Origin of the sequence: Kitasatospora sp. NPDC092286, assembly GCF_044755565.1 — a bacterium.
In the GTDB taxonomy this organism is placed as follows: Bacteria; Actinomycetota; Actinomycetes; order Streptomycetales; family Streptomycetaceae; genus Kitasatospora.
In genome coordinates, this window is sequence record NZ_JBIVRD010000002.1 from 87,361 (window position 1) to 104,634 (window position 17,274).

Sequence of the window (17,274 nt, forward strand, 5' to 3'; positions counted from 1 at the left end):
GCCTGGCCGGTACCCGGTGACGGGTGGCCGATGAGGGTGCTCAGGCGGGGTACGCGTGGGTCTGGGCGGCCTTGACCGAGGCCCAGACGGTGGTGCCGGGGGCGAGATCGAGCTCGGCGGCGGCGGCCGGGGTCAGGTCGGCGGCCATCGGCAGGTCACCGGCCAGGTCGGCGCGGACCTGGTCGCCGTGCAGGTCCAGGCCCGCGACCTGGAGCTCCCAGACGTTGCGCGCGCTGGACTGCGGTCGCTCCCGGTGCAGCGTGACGGCGGACGGCGGGAACGCCACGAAGGCGGGGCCGGTCAGCTCCTCGGTGGTGGCCAGCACGGGGCCGTCGGCCAGCGTCACCCGGTGGCCGTCCGCCGTGCCCTGGTAGAGGTTGAGGCCGACCAGGCGGGCGATGTAGTCGGTGCGCGGACGCCGGGCGATCTCGGCGGGGCTGCCGGACTGCACCTCGCGGCCGCCCTCGATCACCACCAGCCGGTCGGCCAGCACCATCGCGTCCAGCGGGTCGTGCGTCACCAGCACCGCCACCGCCTCGAACTCGGCCAGATGGCGCCGGAGTTGGGCGCGGACATCGAGCCGGGTGCGGGCGTCCAGGGCCGCCAGCGGCTCGTCCAGCAGCAGCAGCCGCGGCCGTACGGCCAGCGCCCGGGCGAGTGCCACCCGCTGCGCCTGGCCGCCGGAGAGGCGGCCGGGGCGGGCGCCCGCGTGGTCGGCCAGGCCCATCCGCTCCAGCCAGCCGGCCGCCTCGGCCCGGGCCTCGCGCTTGGGACGGCCCTGGCAGCGCGGGCCGAAGGCGACGTTGTCGAGGGCGCTGAGGTGCGGGAAGAGCAGGTAGTCCTGGAACACCACGCCGACCGGACGCTCCTCGGCGGGGGTGTGCAGCCGCTGCGCCGGGTCCTCCAGGACGCGGCCGTCCAGCCGCAGGTGGCCGCCGGTGAGCGGGAGCAGCCCGGCGAGGGCGCGCAGCGCGGTGGACTTGCCGGCGCCGTTCGGTCCGAGCAGGGCGACCACCTCGCCGGGGGCGGCGGTGAGGGCCAGGTCGAGGGTGAAGGCGGCGCGTTCCACCCGGAGCCGGGCGTCGAGCGCCGGGCCGTTGAGCGCCCGGCCGTCGGGTGCCCGGTCGTCGGGCGTGTGGTCGTCGGGTGTGTGGTCGCTCGGGGTGTCGGCGGGGGCGGTCGTCATGGGGTGGGCGTCCAAGGGGCGGGGGCCGGAGCGGGGGCGGGTGTGCGAGGTGGCGGGCCGGGTGGTCCGGCCCGCCACCGCGGCGCGGGCGGCGCGGCGCTCACGGGGTCGACATCCAGCGGTCGCGCAGCCCGACCAGGACGGCGATGGAGACCACCAGCAGCACCAGCGAGAGCGCGATCGCGGCCTCCGGGTCGGACTCCATGGCGAGGTAGACGGCGAGCGGCATGGTCTGGGTCTTGCCCGGGAAGTTGCCCGCGAAGGTGATCGTCGCGCCGAACTCGCCGAGCGCGCGGGCCCAGGCCAGTACGGCGCCGGCACCGATGCCGGGGGCGATCAGGGGCAGGGTGACCCGGCGGAACGCGGTCAGCCTGGAGGCGCCCAGGGTCGCGGCGGCCTCCTCGTACCGAGGGTCGGCGGCCCGCAGCGCGCCCTCGACGCTGATCACCAGGAACGGCATCGCCACGAACGCCTCGGCGATCACTACGCCGGTGGTGGTGAAGGGCAGCGTGATGCCGAAGGCGGAGTCCAGCCAGGAGCCGACGATGCCGCGCCGGCCGAGGACCAGCAGCAGCGCCACACCGCCGACCACCGGTGGCAGCACCAGCGGCAGGGTGACCAGCGCCCGGATGACGCGGCGGCCGGGCAGCTCGGTGCGCGCGAGCAGCCAGGCCAACGGCACCCCGAGCAGCAGCGACACCGCCGTGGCCGCCGTCGCGCAGACCAGCGAGAGGCGCAGCGCCTCCCAGACCTCGGCGCTGGTGAGCTGGTCGGACAGCGTGCTCCAGGGTGCCCGGACCAGGAGCCCGACCAGCGGGAGGATCAGGAACGCCAGCCCGAGCAGCGCCGGGAGCAGCAGCGCGACCGGGACGCGGTGTGGGCGCCGCCGTCGGCGCGGCATCCCCTTCCCTGGGTGCGCCGCGCCGCCGGTGCCGGTGTTGTGGCCGGTGCCACCGGTGCCGGTGGCACCGGTGGTCCCGGTGGTGCGTCCGCTCACGGTGCCTGGAAGCCCGCCGCGGTGAGTACCTGCGTGGCCTCGGGCGACTCGATGTAGGCGACGAAGGCGGCGGCGCCGTCCTTGTTCGGGGCCTTGGCCAGCGCGGCGATCGGGTAGTCGTTCACGGCCTTGTCGGCCTCGGGGAAGTCCACGCCGTCGATCTTCGCAGCATCGGCCTTCACATCGGTCTTGTACACCAGGGAGGCGTCGACCTCGCCCAGCTCGACCTTGGTGAGCGCGCCCTTGACGTCCTGCTCCAGGGTGACCGGGGTCAGGTTCACGTTGCCGGCCTTGAGCGCGGTCAGGGCGGCGGCGCCGCAGGGCACCTCCTTTGCGCACAGCGCGACCTTGACGCCGGGTGCGGTCAGGTCGCCCAGGCCCGCGATGTGCTTGGGGTTGCCCTTGGGGACGGCGATGGTGAGCGTGTTCTTGACGAAGGTCTTCGACTCGCCGCTGACCCCGCCCGCGTCGGTGACGGTCTTCATGGTGGCCGGGCTCGCGGCGGCGAAGACGTCGGCGGGGGCGCCGGAGTTGATGCTGGTGGCGAGGCCGGAACTGCCGCCGAAGTTGAACTTGACCTTGGCGCCCGGGTTGGCGGCCTCGAACTTCCTGCCGAGTTCGGTGAAGCTCTCCTTGAGCGAGGCGGCGGCGAAGACGTTGATCTCGCCGGAGGCCTTCGGGGTGCCGGCCGACCCGCTGGCGGAGGCGCCCGTGTCGCCCGAGCTCTTGCTGCCGCCGTCGCTGCCGCAGGCGGTGACCCCGAGGCCGAGGGCGAGGGCCACCGCGGTGGCGACGGCGACTCTGCGCGTGGTGGTCGTACGGGTGCTCATCGGTGGTTTCCCCTCCTGGGCGCGCCGGAAGGGCGCGGGGACTCGGTTGCAGATGCGGCCATTAAGGCGATCATAGTGTCGCAAATACGAGTGAAAGTTTGCCTGCCGCATTGCACAGGCAGGGTGCATCAAGGGCGAGTGCCCCGCCGTGGGGAGCCTCAAACGGCGCCGCCCCCGGAAGCCCCGCCTCCCGGAAGCGTGCTCACGGAAGACCCGCCCCCGGAAGCCCCGCCCTGGAAAACCCGTCGCGGCGAAGCGCCCCGGGGCGCGACAGTGGTCACCGTCCGTACGCACCGCCGGCCGACCGGCCGAGCCAAGGGGAGGAGTACACCCATGTCCACGCTGCGCGTCACCGCCGAGCGGCTGACCATCCTGGCGCACCCGAACGCCGACGCACTGGAACTCGCACAGGTCGGCCTCTACCGGGCGGTGGTCGCCAAGGGCGCGTACCGCAGCGGCGACTACGCCGTGTACATCCCCGAGCAGGCGGTCCTGCCCGGCCCGCTGATCGAGGAGTTGGGGCTGACCGGACGGCTGGCCGGCGGAAACGCCGACCGGGTCAAGGCGGTCCGGCTGCGCGGGGAACTGTCGCAGGGCATCGTCTGCCGTCCCGGCGCGCTGGCCGGCACCGACCTGGCGGCCGCCGCCGAGCGCGGCGAGGACTTCGCCGACCTGCTGGGCGTCACCAAGTGGAAGCCGCCGGTCCCGACGTCGATGAACGGCGACGTGGTGAGCGCGCCGGATCTGCTGCCCTGGGTGGACATGGAGAATCTCAAGCGTTTCCCGGGCGTCTTCGAGCCGGGCGAACCGGTGGTGCTGACCGAGAAGCTGCACGGCAGCTGCTGCCTGGTCACCTACCACGCCGCCACCGGCGAGGTGCAGGTGTCGTCCAAGGGCATCGGGGCCCAGGGGCTGGCGCTGGCCGAGGACGAGCGGAACCTGTACTGGCGGGCGGTCCGGGCGTACGGCCTACCGGCGGTGGCCGCCCGGCTGGCGGAGCGTCTCGGCGCCGAGCGGGTCGGCATCTTCGGCGAGGTCTTCGGCGCCGGTGTGCAGGACCTCACCTACGGCGAGTCCGGCCGCGCCGAGCTGCCCGGTTACGCCGCGTTCGACGTCTCGGCGGTGCTGGACGGACAGTTGCGCTGGCTGCCGGCCGCCGAACTGCTGGACGGCCGGCTGCCGCTGGTGCCCGAGCTGTGGCGCGGGCCGTTCGACCCGGACACCGTGCTGGCGCTGGCCCAGGGGCGGGAGACCGTCTCCGGGCGCGAGCTGCACCTGCGGGAGGGCGTGGTGATCCGCCCGGTGGCCGAGCGCTGGAGTCCGGTGGTGGGCGGGCGGGCCATCGCCAAGGTGGTCAGCGACGCCTACCTGACCCGCAAGGGCGGCACCGAGTACGACTAGGCGCAGCCGGTGGGCGTGTGCGGCCGGGCCGGCACATGCCGGTTGATGTACGAGCCGCGGCCGGGCGCCGGCGCTGCACGCCAGGGGCGTGCGGGGCGGTCGTGGGTGATCCGCGACCGCCGTTGTGAGCCCTTCTCCATGTGATTACCAGTCAGTTAAGTTCGGGGGACGGTACTGGAGGAGGAGACAGATGACCACCGCTGCCCAGATACCCGGCCCGTCCGGACTCCCGTTGATCGGGTCGATGCTGGACCTCACCCGGCGCCCGCTGCAGACCTACCTCGCCGCCCGGCGCGACTACGGGGACGTGGTCCGCTTCGTCGCCGGACCGCCCGGGCTCCGCGCCGAGTTCTTCATGGTGTTCTCCCCGGAGGGCGCCCACCAGGTGCTCGCCGGTGAGGCGGCCAACTTCCGCAAGGACAACGGCTTCTACGACGAGCTGCGGACCAGCATCGGCAACGGCCTGCTGACCAGCCAGGACAACGACTACCAGCGCCAGCGCCGGCTGATCCAGCCGCTGTTCACCCGCCGCCGGGTGGACGGCTATGTGGACGCCATCGCGCTGGAGGCGGATGCGCTCACCGAACGCTGGCGGGCGGTGCCCGGCGGTGTGGTGGACGCGGCGGACGAGATGTCCCGGTTCGCGCTGCGCGCCGTCGCCAGGATCCTCTTCGGCTCCGACGTGGAGGCGGCGGTGGAGGTGGTGCACCGCAGCTTCCCGGTGCTCGGCGAGTACATACTCGAGCGGGGTTTCTCCCCGGTCCGCATTCCGCGCGCCTGGCCCACGCCCGCCAACCGGCGCAACGCCGAGGCGCAGCGTGACCTCTACGGGATCTGCGACCAGATCATCGCCGAACGGTCGGCCCGGGCCGGGGCCGTCGAGACGGACGACCTGCTGGCACTGCTCGCCCGGGCCCGGGGCGAGGACGGCGCGGGCCTCGATCCGACGGAACTGCGGGACCAGGTCCTGATCTTCCTGCTGGCCGGGCATGAGACCACCGCGACCTCGCTCGCCTTCGGGCTGCACCTGCTCGCCCGGCACCCGGAGGAGCAGCGCCGCGCCCAGCGCGAGGCGGAGGCGGTGCTCACCGGCCGGTCGCCGACCGCCGCCGATCTGGAGGCCCTGCCGTACATCACCCAGGTGTTGAAGGAGGCGATGCGCCTCTATCCGGCGGCCGCGCTGATGGGTCGGCGCTCGGTGGCCGAGACGGTGATCGGCGGGCACGTCGTCCCGGCGGGCGCGCAGGTGATCCTCGCGCCGTGGGTCACCCACCGCCACCCCGACCACTGGGCCGACCCGGACCGCTTCGATCCGGACCGTTTCCTGCCCGGCCGGGAGAAGGAGCGGCACCGCTACGCCTGGTTCCCGTTCGGCGGCGGTCCTCGCGCGTGCATCGGGCAGCACTTCTCGATGCTGGAGGCGGTGCTGGCGATGGGGGTGCTGCTGCGCGACTTCGACATCGAGGCGGTGGACCACGAGGTGGCGCTCGCTCAGGGGATCACCCTGCGGGCGGACAGCCCGATGCGGATCCGGCTGACGCCGCGGGGCTGACAGGCTGACAGACGGGCGGCGGGCGGCTGACAGGTGGCGGCCGGCAGAAAACAGATGACAGAAAACAGATGTCGGATAACAGATAACGAAAGTCGTCATCTGTTCGCCGTCCTCCCGGGTGGCGCCGGGGTCGACCCGTTCGAGCGTGGGCCCGCCCCGGGTGGTGCGGTGTGCGCGGAAGGGGTGGGGGGTGCGGGCGGAGGGGGTGCCGCCCACCGGGACGGCACCCCCTCGCTCGTCTCCACTCGTCCGATCGCCCGCGGCTCAGCCGCGCGACTGGAAGACGATCCTGGTCCAGCTGGAGCCCGGGCAGTTGCCCCAGACCGCCCACGGCTGCGGTCGCGCGCCGATCCACAGGCCGGTGGTGGAGGTGCCGTTGGCGCAGTAGGTGATGGTGCGCAACTCGCCGGAGTAGATCGTGCAGTTGCCTTCCCAGCGCCAGCCGTAGTTGGCGGTGATCACGCAGTGGTAGGAGGCGGCGATGGCGTCGGCCGTCGTCACGCCGGATCCGGCGGTGATGGACTGGTCGGGGACCGGCTCGGCGGTGGCCGGCAGGGCGGTGGTGCCGAGCACGCCGAGGGCGGCCACGGCTACCACGCCGAGCTTGGTGAAGGTCCTGGCGATACAACCTGACATGGCGTTGTCTCCTCGCTCATGGGGGTTCGTCCCGGCCGGGTGCGGTGCTGGTCGGAATTCCCCGACGCCACCCGACCGGTAACACAATGCACACGAATGACTGCGAAGAGTGAGACGACGAACTATGATGTGACCTGTGTCACAACTAGGCCTTCAGGGTGCCGATTTCCGAGGGGAGCGGCATGGAGCTCAGTGGTCGGTGCACAGGTGGGCGGGAGCCGGATTTCGGCGACGCCGGAGGCGTGCCCGGTCGCGCCCCGGATCCTGGGGCCGCGAATCCCGGCGCGGCTGATTTCGACCGGGTGTTCACGGAGCTGCTGCCCCGGCTCCATCGGGCGGCCGCCTCGCTCACCGGAAGTTCGTTCGCGGCCGGTGACGTGGTGCACGACGCGTATCTGCGAATAGCCCGGCGCCCCGAGCACTTCCTCGGCCATCCGCAGCCGTACGCCTACGTGTTCACCACGATGGCGAACATCGTGCGCGACCAGTGGCGCCGGGAGCGCCGCCGGGCGGCCCTGTCGGGGCCGGTCGAGGCCGAGTTCGGTGCGGCCGATCCCTTCGGCGGCGGGGTGGGGGAGCTGCAGGCGCACTGGGAGGTGGTCCGGCTGCTGCGCTGTCTGACCGTCAAGCAGGCCCGGGTGGTGGTCCTGGTCGACCTCGACGGCTACAGCGTCGACGAGGCCGCCGAACTGCTGGGTGTGCACCGCAGCACCCTGGCGGTCACCCGGCGCCGCGCCCTGGGGCGGCTCCGAGCCGTCCTCGAACACGAACACGAACACGAACGCGGCCGCGAACCCGCCGTCGAACCCGAACCCGGCCCTGGCCCCGAACCCGGCCCTGACCCCGGACCCAGGCCCGGGCCCGGACCGGCGTCCGGTGCCGAAAGAGCTCCCGACGCACCGAACTGACGATGTGTCAGCTGATCCGCCACCCCGGCCCGTACGCTGCGAATCGTGATCACGTACGAGGAGCAACGCCACCGCGCCCTGGCCGGCGAGGGCCGCTGGTCCGAACTGCTGGGTGTCTACCGGCAGGCCCGGGCGGCGGCCGTCGTACGCGGCGGTGAGGACTGGGCGGGGGTGGAGACCGCGCCGCTCGGCCATCTGATCGCCTACGCCGCCCCTCCCGAGCTGGCCGTCCGGCTGTTCGACCCGGACGGTGGCCCGGGCACCGCGGCCGGGGTCGCCGACCACGATGCCGGGCCGCTCTGGGAGGTGCTGGCGACCCGGCACTCGTGGCTGCGGCTGGCCCCGCTGCTCACCCCCGCGCCGGTCCGCCGGCTGGTCGCGCACACCCGGGTGCTGATCGGCGAGGACCTCTCGTACGGCGCCGAGTCCGCCCCGGAGGGCGTGCCGTTGCTGCTGGAGCCCTGGGAGTCGGCGGGCTGGGGCGAGGGCGCGCGGGTCCGGGAGTACCTGCCGTCCGGTGGCTCGTGCAGCGCGCTGCTCACGCTCCCGGCCTCCCGGGAGGGGCTGGGCCCGGTGACACTGCCCGCGCCGGGCGCCCGGCTGCGTGGCCAGCGGGCGACCAGGGCGCTGGCCGCACTGGTGGGCTGGGCGGACTGGGCGGAGGTGGCCTGCGTACGCGGGCCGGCGCCGCAGGCGGTCGCACAGCTCGCCCCGGGGGCGCGGGTCACCGGGGGGTACCTGTCGTTCGCTGCCGCCTACCCGGCCCTGGTCCATGCGGGCGTCGCGGACCGGTCGCACGGCTCGGCGCACGGGCGGCTGGCCCTCTGGCGGGCGCTGGCCGCGATGGCCGGCGCCGACGGGCCGGACCGGGCCGAGGTGAACGCCCTGGTGGCCCGGATGCGCTGCTTCACCTGGTGCGACCCGGCGGACGGTCTGCGTCATCTGCATCTCGCGGTCGAGGACCCGGCGTCCGGCCTGAGCTGGGCGGTCAGCGGCTCCGAGGAGTTGTAGGGCCGGTCCGGCAGCCCCTGGCATCCTTCGGGGCCGCAACCGCGAACCCCCGGCCCGGCGCCGCTCGGGGGTTGGGCGAGGCGCCGGACCGGGGGAGAAGGGGAGGCTCAGGCGGCCGCCGGGGTGGGCGCGGGCGTCGGCTGGGCCCCGCCGGGTACGTCGGTCCCACCGGGCACACCGGCTTCGCCGGACCCCGCGTGGGCGTCCGCCCCCGGGTGGCCGTGCGCGTCGACCAGCGTCCGCTCGTCGAACGGAACCGCGCCCGCCAGCACCTGCCGGGCGCGCTCCCGGTCGAACTCGCCGGTCCACTGCCCGACCAGCACGGTGGCGACGGCGTTCCCGGCGAAGTTGGTCAGCGCCCGGGCCTCGGACATGAAGCGGTCGATGCCGACGATCAGGCCGACCCCGTCCACCAGCGCCGGCTTGTGCGACTGCAGCCCGCCCGCCAGGGTGGCCAGGCCGGCGCCGGTGACCCCGGCCGCGCCCTTGCTGGCGATCACCATGAAGACCAGCAGCGACAGCTGCTCGCCGAGCGACATCGGCTTGTCCATCGCCTCGGAGATGAAGATCGACGCCATGGTGAGGTAGATCGCGGTGCCGTCCAGGTTGAAGCTGTAGCCGGTCGGCACCGTGATGCCGACCACCGGGCGGCTGACGCCCAGGTGTTCCATCTTGGCGATCAGCCGCGGCAGCGCGCTCTCCGAGGAGGAGGTGGAGAGGATCAGCAGGAACTCGCGGCCGAGGTAGCGCAGCAGCGCGAACACGTTCACCCCGGCGACCAGGCGCAGCAGCGCGCCGAGCACCACGACCACGAACAGCGCGCAGGTGACGTAGAAGCCGATCATGATCACGGCGAGGCTCTTCAGCGCGGCCGTGCCGGTCGCCCCGACCACCGCGGCCATCGCGCCGAACGCGCCGATCGGTGCCACCCACATGATCATCGCCATGATGCGGAACACCAGCCGCTGCATGTGCTCGATCCCGCGCAGCACCGGGGCGCCGACCGGGCCCATCGCCTGGAGGGCGAAGCCGGCCAGCAGCGCGACCAGCAGGGTCTGGAGCACCTTGCCCTCGGTGAGGGACGAGACCATGGTGGTCGGGATCATCCCGAGCAGGAAGTCGGTGGTGGACTGCGCCTCGCCGGCGGCGGCCTGGGCGTGGCCGGACTTGGCGAGCGCCGCGGTGAGGTGGAGGCCGGAGCCGGGCTCCAGCAGGTTGCCGACCGCCAGGCCGATGGCCAGCGCCACGGTCGACATGGTGAGGAAGTAGCCGAGGGCGAGCCCGCCGACCTTGCCGACCTTGGCGGCCTTGGTCACCGAGCCGATGCCCAGCACGATGGTGCAGAAGATGACCGGGCTGATCATCATCTTGATCAGGTTGACGAAGCCGGTCCCGACCGGCTTGAGGCCGACCGCGAAGCCGGGCGCGGCCAGTCCGACCACGACGCCCGCGACCACCGACGCGATCACGGCGAGGTAGAGGTAGTGGGTGCGGTCCTTCGCTCTGACCCCGGCCGGCCGGCCGGTCGGCCCTGCGACTCCGGTGATGGACATCTGCGGCTCCTTCGCCCTTGCACGTCCGGCAAGTCCTGGCGGCCTCGGGTGGTGGGCCGCTCCGACTATGGGCCCGCCTCGTGACGAAGGTCACGTTTGTGTTCATAGAGTTCACGGCACGCGGTGGCCGGCGGCTCTGCTCCGGGTGTGGTGCACACTGTCAGGCATGTCCGTGCGCACCCTCCCCGCTCCGCGCCGGCTGGTCCGCAGTCTGGCCGGGCAGCTCTTCGTCGTCCAAGTGGTCATCGTCGCCGCGGTGGTGGCGGGCGGCGCCGTGCTCGCCTACCTGTTCACCGCCGGCCGCACCGAGGCCGCGGCCCGCCGCCAGGTCACCGCCGTCGCCCGCGCGGTCGCCGATTCCCCGTCGGTGCGGGCCGCCGTCGCCGGGCCGGACCCGTCCGCGCTCCTCCAGCCGTACGCGGAGCAGGTGCGGGCGGACACCGGGGTCTCCTTCGTCACCGTGATGGACACCGCCGGGGTGCGCTGGACCCACCCGCTGCCCGGGCAGATCGGCAGGACCTTCCTCGGGCACATCGACTGGGCGCTGGCGGGGGAGACCCGCAGCGAGACGTACACCGGCACGCTGGGCCCGTCGGTCCGCGTCGTCACGCCCGTGCTGGACGACCGGGGCCGGGTGGTCGCGCTGGTCAGCGCGGGCCTCACGGTGCAGTCCATCTCCGCCCAGCTGCGCGGGCCGCTGCTGGCCCTGGCCGGTGTCGCGGTGGCCGCGCTCGCCCTCGGCGGGCTCGGCACCTACCTCGCCAACGCCCGGCTGCGGCGGCACACCCACGGCATGGGGCCGGCCGAACTCAGCCACCTCTACGAGTACCACCAGGCCACCCTGCACTCGGTGCGCGAGGGCCTGGTGCTGCTCGACCGTGGGCACCGGGTGGTGCTCTGCAATGACGCGGCCCGCGAACTCCTCGGCCTGTCAGGGGAATTGGATGGGCAGCCGATCGCCGGTCTGGGCCTGCCGGAGGCGCTGCTCGACGCCGTGCTCGGCGCCGGGCCGGCGCGCGACGAGGTCCACCTCACCGCCGAGCGGGTGGTGGTGCTCAACACCTCCGTCATCGGCACCGGCCTCGGCCGGGTCGTCACCCTTCGCGACCACACCGAACTGCAGTCCCTGAGTGGCGAGTTGGACTCCGTCCGGGGCTTCACCGAAGCGCTCGGCGCACAGGCGCACGAGGCCGCCAACCGGCTGCACGCCGTCGTCTCACTGATCGAACTCGGCCGCCACGAACAGGCGGTGGAGTTCGCCACCGCCGAACTCGCCCTCGCCCAGCAGCTCACCGACCGGGTGGTCGCCGCCGTCGGCGAACCCGTACTGGCCGCCCTGTTGCTGGGCAAGGCCGCCCAGGCGGCCGAGCGGGGAGTGGACCTGACCCTCACCGAGGACAGCCGCATCGACGACGGTGTGCTGCCGCCGGACCTCTCCGACCGCGATCTGATCACCGTCCTCGGCAACCTGCTCGACAACGCGGTGGACGCGGCCGTCGCCGGCGCCGCCGGGAACCCCGCCCCGCCCGAGGTCGCCGTCACCGCCCGGATCGACGACGGCCACCTGCTGCTGCGGGTCGCCGACACCGGTGCCGGGATCGACCCGGCCGCCGTGGACGACGTGTTCCGGCGCGGCTGGAGCACCAAGCGGGACGCCCACGGGCACGGCCTCGGGCTCGCCCTGGTCGCCCAGACCGTCCGGCGCAACGGCGGCACCGTCGAGGTCGGACGCGAGCACGGCGCGGTGCTGACCGTCCGGCTGCCGCTCACCCCGGCCGCCCGGCCGCAGCCGGCGGTGGCCCGGTGACCCCCGCACCTCCCGCCGTGCCGCCGACGCCGGCCGGACCGCCCGCGATCTCCGTCCTGGTGGTCGAGGACGACCCGGTGGCCGCGGCCGCCCACACCCTGTACGTCGAGCGCGAACCGGGCTTCCGCGCCGCCGGGACGGTGCACAGCTGCGCCGACGCCCTGCGCTTCCTGGACCGGGCCCGCGCCGCCGGGACGCCCGTCGACCTCACCCTGCTCGACCTCTACCTGCCGGACGGCCACGGGCTCCAGCTCTGCCGCGGCCTGCGCGCCGCCGGCCACACCACCGACATCATCGCCGTCACCTCCGCCCGCGACCTGGCCATGGTCCGCCAGGCGGTCTCGGCGGGGGTCGTCCAGTACCTGCTGAAACCCTTCAGCGGCGCCGCCCTGCACGACCGCCTGGAGCGCTACGCCCGCTACCGCGACAGCCTGGGCCGTACCGGCGAGGCCACCGGCCAGGACGAGGTCGACCAGGCCCTCGCGCTGCTCCGCACCCCCGAGCGCACCGACCTGCCCAAGGGTCTCAGCGCCCCCACTCTGGACACCGTCGCCACCGTCCTGCGCGAGGCCGTCACCGGCCTCTCCGCGGCCGCGGCCGGCACCGAGGCCGGCGTCTCCCGGATCACCGCCCGCCGCTACCTGGAACACCTCGTCGACACCGGCCTCGCCGTCCGCGAACCCCAGTACGGCACGGTGGGCCGCCCCGAGCTCTGCTACCGCTGGCGGGGCAGGTGAGCCCCGGAGGCCGCCGCCCGGGGCGACCGCCCCGGACCCGGACGTGCGACCGTGCCGCCGCCGGTGCCGACTACGGGTGGACCCGGGTCGCCAGGGCGAGGTACCGGTCGTCCCGGTCCGTGTAGCTGTCCAGGTGCCAGCCGGCGGCAGCGAGGAGGGGGCGCAGGCGGGGTTCGGCGCGCAGGTCGTCGGGGGTGAGGGCGCGGCCGTGGCGGGCGGCGAGGGCGGCGCGGCCGACGGGGTGGAACAGGGCGAGGACGGCGCCGGGGCGGGTGACGCGGGCGAGTTCGCGCAGGGTGCGGGCCGGGTCGGGGAGGTGGGAGATCAGGCCGGCCGCGAACACGGCGTCCAGGGCGGCGCCGGGCAGCGGCAGCCGGGCGCAGTCGGCGAGCAGCAGGGTGGCGGTACCGGGGTGGCGGGTGGCGGCCTGCTGGAGCATCTCGGGGGTGACGTCGGCGCCGAACACCCGGCCCTCGGCGGCGACCGCCGCGCGCAGCAGGGGCAGGGCGCGGCCGGTGCCGCAGCCCGCGTCGAGGACGGACTGCCCGGGCCGCAGGCCGAGTTCGGCGATCGCGGCCGCGTAGCGCGGGCCGTCGTCGGGGAAGCGGGCGTCCCAGTCGGCGGCGCGGGTGGCGAAGAACTCGCGGGTCCGGGCGAGTTCGGCATCGTACGGCGAGGACGGGGGCAGCTGCGGCATGCCCGGAAGAGTAGCGCGCGGGCCGTAACCACCAGGGCGGTCGCTCGTTGGAGAAGCGGGGTTCGTGTCACTCGCCAGGGTGGTTCTCGCTGTCTGTGGGGGGAGCCGACACCAACGGTCGGTAAAGTTAGGCTTACCTAACTTGACTGGGAGTATGCCTTGACGCTCGCCGCTGAGCCCGCCACCGGGCCCGCCGTCCCCGCCCAGGCCCCGGGCGACGCCATCCTGCGCCGCCAGCGCGTCCGCGAGTCCGCCGCCCGTACCTACGCCCGCTCGTTCCCGATCGTCCCCGTGCGCGCCAACGGCATGACCGTCGAAGGTGCCGACGGCCGCCGCTACCTGGACTGCCTCTCCGGCGCCGGCACCCTCGCGCTCGGCCACAACCACCCCGTGGTGCTGGAAGCGATCCGCCGCACCCTCGACAGCGGAGCGCCGCTGCACCTGCTGGACCTCGCCACCGCCGAGAAGGACGACTTCACCACCGCCCTGTTCGAGAGCCTGCCGAAGGGCTTCGGCGAGCACGCCCGGGTGCACTTCTGCGGCCCCGCCGGGACGGACGCCGTCGAGGCCGCGCTCAAGCTGATGCAGACCGCCACCGGCCGCTCCGGCGCCCTCGCCTTCACCGGCGCCTACCACGGCATGACGGCCGGGGCCCTCGCGCTGACCGGCAACGTCGCCGTCAAGGAGCCGCTCCCCGGCGGCGGGGAGGTGGTCCGGCTGCCCTACCCGTACGGCTACCGCTGCCCGTTCGGCGTCGGTGGCGAGACCGGCGCGGACCTCGCCGCGACCTATGCCGAACGGCTGCTGGACGACCCCTCGGGCGGGGTGGTCAAGCCCGCCGCGATGGTCCTGGAGGTGGTCCAGGGCGAGGGCGGCGTCGTTCCCGCCCCCGACGGCTGGCTGCGCGCGATGCGCCGGATCACCGCCGAGCGCGGCATCCCGCTGATCGTGGACGAGGTGCAGACCGGCGTCGGCCGCACCGGCGCGATGTGGGCGGTCGAGCACAGCGGGATCGTCCCCGACGCGATGGTGCTCTCCAAGGCGATCGGCGGCAGCCTCCCGCTCGCGGTCGTGGTCTACCGCGAGGACTACGACGGCTGGCGGCCCGGCGCGCACACCGGCACCTTCCGCGGCAACACCCTCGCCATGGCAGCCGGCGCGGCCACCCTCCGGTACGTCGCCGCCCACGGCCTGGCCGAGCGCGCCGCCCTGGTCGGCGCCAGGATGACCGGGTGGCTGCGGGCCCTCGCCGACGAACTGCCGGTGATCGGCGACGTCCGCGGCCGCGGGCTGATGCTCGGCGTCGAACTCGTCGACCCGGACGCCGAACCGGACGCCTGCGGAGCCCGCCCGGCCGCGCCCGCCCTCGCCGTCAGGGTCCGCGAGGCCTGCCTGGCCCGCGGCCTGATCGTCGAACTCGGCGGCCGCCACGACGCCGTACTGCGCCTGCTCCCGCCGCTCACCATCACCGACGAGCAGGTCGCCGCGGTCCTCGACCGGCTCGCCGACGCCATCCGGGCCGCCTCCGGGGAAACCCGGTGACGGCCCCCGACGAGCCCCGCCTCGACGGATCCCCGCCGGCGGACCTCGGCCCGGTCGACACCCCGCTCGACGCTCTGGCCGGCGGTGTCGCAGGCCCCGCCGCGCTCGGGCCGCTGCTGGCCACGGTGCTGGACGCGCTCGACACCGGGGCCGCCCGGCGCGGCGGTCCGCTGCCCGCCGGCAGCCCGGCCGCGATCGCCGCGCTGGTCACCGAGACCCTGGCCGGCGCCCACGGCCGGGGCGCGCTCGCCCGCCTCACCGAACTGCTGGCCCACGGCGCCGCCGACCCCGCCGACCCGGCCTGCGCCGCCCACCTGCACTGCCCACCGCTCGCCGTCGCGGCCGCCGCCGACCTCGCGGTCAGCGCCCTCAACCCCTCCCAGGACTCCTGGGACCAGGCCCCCGCCGCCACCGCGCTGGAGACCGCGCTGATCGCCGAACTCGCCGTCCTGGTCGGCTACGACCCGGCCCGCGCAACCGGCGTGCTCACCTCCGGCGGCACCGAGTCCAACCTGATGGGCCTGATGCTGGCCAGGGACCAGAAACTCGACGGCATCGTCGAGTTGGACGGCATCCCGGCGGGTGTGACCCCCCGGATCATCGCCTCCCGCGCAGCGCACTTCTCCGTCCAGCGCGCCGCCGCCCTGCTCGGTCTCGGCGAACGCGCCGTCGTCCCCGTCCCGGTCGACCGCGAACTGCGCATGGACCCGGCCGCGTTGGAACGCGCCCTGGCCGAAACCAGCTGGGCCGGGCAGACCCCGATCGCCGTCGTCGCCACCGCCGGCACCACCGACACCGGCGCGATCGACCCGCTGCACACCGCCGCCGACCTCGCCGCCCGCTACGGTGCCTGGCTGCACGTGGACGCCGCGTACGGGGGCGGCGCGCTGCTCTCCGCGCGGCTCGCCCCGCTGCTGGACGGCATCGCCCGCGCCGACTCCGTCTCCCTCGACTGGCACAAGCTCGGCTGGCAGCCCGCCGCCGCCGGGATCTTCCTGACCCGCCGCGCCGAGAGCTACGTCTCGCTCGCCCGCCGCGCCGAGTACCTCAACCCGGCCGACGACGAGCAGGCCGGCTACCCCAGCCTGCTCGGCCGCTCACTGCGCACCACCCGGCGGGCCGACGCCTTCAAGATCGCCGTCACCCTGCGCACGCTCGGCCGGGACGGCCTGGGCAGGCTGGTCGACGCCTGCCACGAACTCGCCCTCGACACGGCCGAGGCCGTCCGCGCCGAGCCCGAACTGGAACTGCACGGCGAGCCCGTCCTCACCACGGTGGTGTTCCGCTACCGCCCGCCGGGGGAGCGGGACCCCGTCGCCGTGGACCGGCTCAACGGCGCCCTGCGCCGGGCGCTGCTGCGCACCGGCCGGGCCGTGGTCGGCCGTACCGAGTTGCCGGGCGAGGGCCCCGGCCGGGTCCGGCTGAAGCTGACGCTGCTCAACCCGCACACCACCCCGGCCGACGTGGGCGCGCTGCTGCACGAGGTGGTCCGGGCAGGCCGGGAGGCCGGGGCGGGGTGACGCGGGGCCGCCGCGACCACGTCCGCGCGGCGGCGGTTGGCCGGTGGTCCGGGCGGGCCGGTGGTTCGAGCGGGCCGGGGCCAGGCGGGCGCTACTCCCCGAACAGGACGGCCCGGGTCTGCTCCCAGGTCTCCTGGTCGGCGGCGACCAGCAGGCCGTCCTCGCCGCCCGGCGCCTCCGGCCGGTACGGGCTGCCGTCCAGCCGGGCGGAGACCCCGCCGGACTCGGTGACCAGCAGCGAACCGGGGGCGTGGTCCCACGGCAGGGTGCGCCAGTAGAGGATGAAGTCCAGCGCTCCCTCGACGAGGTCCGGGTACTCGATCCCGGCGGCGTTCCGGCCGGGCGTGAGCTCGCCGAAGGCCGCCGCGGCGCTGGTCTGGAGCCGGCGGTGCGACGCCGGGTCGAGGTAGCGGCTCTTCACCGAGCCGCGCCACTTGGCGGGCACGGCGGGTGCCGGGGTCCGGGTCAGCCGGTGGCCGTTCCGCCAGGCGCCGGCGCCCAGTTCGGCGCTGTAGCAGGTGGCGGTGACCGGCTGCCAGATCCACGCGGCGACGGTCTGCCCGGCGCGCACCAGCGAGGCCATCACGGCGTAGTCGGGGCGCCCGGCGATGAAGTTCGACGTGCCGTCGACCGGGTCCACCAGCCAGACGGCGGGCTCCGAGTGCAGGGCCTGTGCGAGGGCCGGGTCGGCGGCGACGGCCTCCTCGCCGACCACCGGGACGGGCAGCAGCTCGCGCAGCCGCCGCTCGATGATCACCTCGGCCTCGCGGTCGGCTATGGTCACGAGGTCGCCGGGGGCCTTCTCCATCACCTCGCCCGCGGCCAGGGCCCGGAACCGCGGCTCGACCACCTCGGCCGACGCCTCGGCGAGGATCTCCGCCACCTTGTCCATCAGCA

At 74.6% G+C, this 17,274-nt stretch carries 15 protein-coding genes; 8 read left to right on the forward strand and 7 right to left on the reverse strand.

Features of this window, described 5'->3' with window-relative positions; all coding sequences use genetic code 11:
- Positions 1 to 40: 40 nt before the first annotated feature.
- From ACIQIB_RS03110 to modA, 3 genes are all read right to left on the reverse strand, one after another.
- A complete protein-coding gene (locus tag ACIQIB_RS03110; protein WP_400756382.1) occupies positions 41 to 1,186 on the reverse strand; it encodes an ABC transporter ATP-binding protein in 1,146 nt (381 codons plus the stop codon).
- A 100-nt stretch (positions 1,187 to 1,286) separates the two neighbouring features.
- Positions 1,287 to 2,087: an ABC transporter permease gene (locus tag ACIQIB_RS03115; protein ID WP_363608683.1), complete on the reverse strand. Its 801-nt coding sequence runs from the start codon at positions 2,085 to 2,087 to the stop codon at positions 1,287 to 1,289.
- A gap of 92 nt (positions 2,088 to 2,179) precedes the next feature.
- Entirely contained in the window at positions 2,180 to 3,013 is an 834-nt protein-coding gene (modA, locus tag ACIQIB_RS03120) for a molybdate ABC transporter substrate-binding protein (protein WP_400649656.1), read from the reverse strand.
- Positions 3,014 to 3,346: 333 nt separating this feature from the next.
- Here modA and ACIQIB_RS03125 point away from each other — a divergent pair, with 333 nt between their 5' ends.
- Positions 3,347 to 4,414: an RNA ligase (ATP) gene (locus ACIQIB_RS03125; protein ID WP_400756383.1), complete on the forward strand. Its 1,068-nt coding sequence runs from the start codon at positions 3,347 to 3,349 to the stop codon at positions 4,412 to 4,414.
- Positions 4,415 to 4,604: 190 nt separating this feature from the next.
- The gene (locus tag ACIQIB_RS03130; RefSeq protein ID WP_400756385.1) at positions 4,605 to 5,966 is read left to right on the forward strand and encodes a cytochrome P450; all 1,362 of its coding nucleotides are present in this window, start codon (positions 4,605 to 4,607) and stop codon (positions 5,964 to 5,966) included.
- A 264-nt stretch (positions 5,967 to 6,230) separates the two neighbouring features.
- Here the strand turns inward: ACIQIB_RS03130 and ACIQIB_RS03135 are convergent, their stop codons facing one another.
- Entirely contained in the window at positions 6,231 to 6,602 is a 372-nt protein-coding gene (locus ACIQIB_RS03135; protein WP_400649651.1) for a hypothetical protein, read from the reverse strand.
- Between the two features lie 302 nt (positions 6,603 to 6,904).
- On the opposite strand from ACIQIB_RS03135, the gene ACIQIB_RS03140 reads away from it, so the two are divergent.
- Both ACIQIB_RS03140 and ACIQIB_RS03145 read left to right on the forward strand, forming a co-directional pair.
- On the forward strand, positions 6,905 to 7,510 hold the full coding sequence (locus ACIQIB_RS03140) for an RNA polymerase sigma factor (RefSeq protein ID WP_400756387.1): 606 nt from the start codon (positions 6,905 to 6,907) through the stop codon (positions 7,508 to 7,510).
- 45 nt (positions 7,511 to 7,555) lie between these two features.
- Entirely contained in the window at positions 7,556 to 8,521 is a 966-nt protein-coding gene (locus tag ACIQIB_RS03145) for a hypothetical protein (RefSeq protein WP_400756388.1), read from the forward strand.
- 107 nt (positions 8,522 to 8,628) lie between these two features.
- Here ACIQIB_RS03145 and ACIQIB_RS03150 read toward each other — a convergent pair whose 3' ends face one another.
- Complete coding sequence (locus tag ACIQIB_RS03150; RefSeq protein ID WP_400756389.1) at positions 8,629 to 10,074, reverse strand: cation:dicarboxylate symporter family transporter; 1,446 nt, start codon at positions 10,072 to 10,074, stop codon at positions 8,629 to 8,631.
- A gap of 166 nt (positions 10,075 to 10,240) precedes the next feature.
- On the opposite strand from ACIQIB_RS03150, the gene ACIQIB_RS03155 reads away from it, so the two are divergent.
- Together ACIQIB_RS03155 and ACIQIB_RS03160 are read left to right on the forward strand one after the other, a co-directional pair.
- Entirely contained in the window at positions 10,241 to 11,881 is a 1,641-nt protein-coding gene (locus tag ACIQIB_RS03155) for an ATP-binding protein (RefSeq protein ID WP_400756391.1), read from the forward strand.
- Positions 11,878 to 12,618, forward strand: a complete 741-nt coding sequence (locus ACIQIB_RS03160; RefSeq protein ID WP_400756393.1) for a response regulator — start codon at positions 11,878 to 11,880, stop codon at positions 12,616 to 12,618. The genes ACIQIB_RS03155 and ACIQIB_RS03160 overlap by 4 nt, the downstream gene beginning before the upstream one ends.
- Before the next feature lie 70 nt (positions 12,619 to 12,688).
- Here the strand turns inward: ACIQIB_RS03160 and ACIQIB_RS03165 are convergent, their stop codons facing one another.
- On the reverse strand, positions 12,689 to 13,315 hold the full coding sequence (locus tag ACIQIB_RS03165; RefSeq protein WP_400756394.1) for a class I SAM-dependent methyltransferase: 627 nt from the start codon (positions 13,313 to 13,315) through the stop codon (positions 12,689 to 12,691).
- 159 nt (positions 13,316 to 13,474) lie between these two features.
- On the opposite strand from ACIQIB_RS03165, the gene ACIQIB_RS03170 reads away from it, so the two are divergent.
- Both ACIQIB_RS03170 and ACIQIB_RS03175 read left to right on the forward strand, forming a co-directional pair.
- On the forward strand, positions 13,475 to 14,857 hold the full coding sequence (locus ACIQIB_RS03170) for a diaminobutyrate--2-oxoglutarate transaminase family protein (protein WP_400649638.1): 1,383 nt from the start codon (positions 13,475 to 13,477) through the stop codon (positions 14,855 to 14,857).
- 74 nt (positions 14,858 to 14,931) lie between these two features.
- Complete coding sequence (locus tag ACIQIB_RS03175; protein WP_400756597.1) at positions 14,932 to 16,377, forward strand: pyridoxal phosphate-dependent decarboxylase family protein; 1,446 nt, start codon at positions 14,932 to 14,934, stop codon at positions 16,375 to 16,377.
- Between the two features lie 91 nt (positions 16,378 to 16,468).
- Here ACIQIB_RS03175 and ACIQIB_RS03180 read toward each other — a convergent pair whose 3' ends face one another.
- The gene (locus ACIQIB_RS03180) at positions 16,469 to 17,269 is read right to left on the reverse strand and encodes an inositol monophosphatase family protein (protein ID WP_400650301.1); all 801 of its coding nucleotides are present in this window, start codon (positions 17,267 to 17,269) and stop codon (positions 16,469 to 16,471) included.
- Positions 17,270 to 17,274 lie beyond the last annotated feature (5 nt).

Excerpts from the sequence above, each read along its gene's own strand:
- ACIQIB_RS03115 (WP_363608683.1), bottom strand. The coding sequence starts at position 2,087 with ATGCCGCGCCGACGGCGGCGCCCACACCGCGTCCCGGTCGCGCTGCTG.
- ACIQIB_RS03110 (WP_400756382.1), bottom strand. The coding sequence starts at position 1,186 with ATGACGACCGCCCCCGCCGACACCCCGAGCGACCACACACCCGACGAC.
- ACIQIB_RS03150 (WP_400756389.1), bottom strand. The coding sequence starts at position 10,074 with ATGTCCATCACCGGAGTCGCAGGGCCGACCGGCCGGCCGGCCGGGGTC.
- modA (WP_400649656.1), bottom strand. The coding sequence starts at position 3,013 with ATGAGCACCCGTACGACCACCACGCGCAGAGTCGCCGTCGCCACCGCG.
- ACIQIB_RS03130 (WP_400756385.1), top strand. The coding sequence starts at position 4,605 with ATGACCACCGCTGCCCAGATACCCGGCCCGTCCGGACTCCCGTTGATC.
- ACIQIB_RS03165 (WP_400756394.1), bottom strand. The coding sequence starts at position 13,315 with ATGCCGCAGCTGCCCCCGTCCTCGCCGTACGATGCCGAACTCGCCCGG.
- ACIQIB_RS03180 (WP_400650301.1), bottom strand. The coding sequence starts at position 17,269 with ATGGACAAGGTGGCGGAGATCCTCGCCGAGGCGTCGGCCGAGGTGGTC.
- ACIQIB_RS03125 (WP_400756383.1), top strand. The coding sequence starts at position 3,347 with ATGTCCACGCTGCGCGTCACCGCCGAGCGGCTGACCATCCTGGCGCAC.
- ACIQIB_RS03135 (WP_400649651.1), bottom strand. The coding sequence starts at position 6,602 with ATGTCAGGTTGTATCGCCAGGACCTTCACCAAGCTCGGCGTGGTAGCC.
- ACIQIB_RS03155 (WP_400756391.1), top strand. The coding sequence starts at position 10,241 with ATGTCCGTGCGCACCCTCCCCGCTCCGCGCCGGCTGGTCCGCAGTCTG.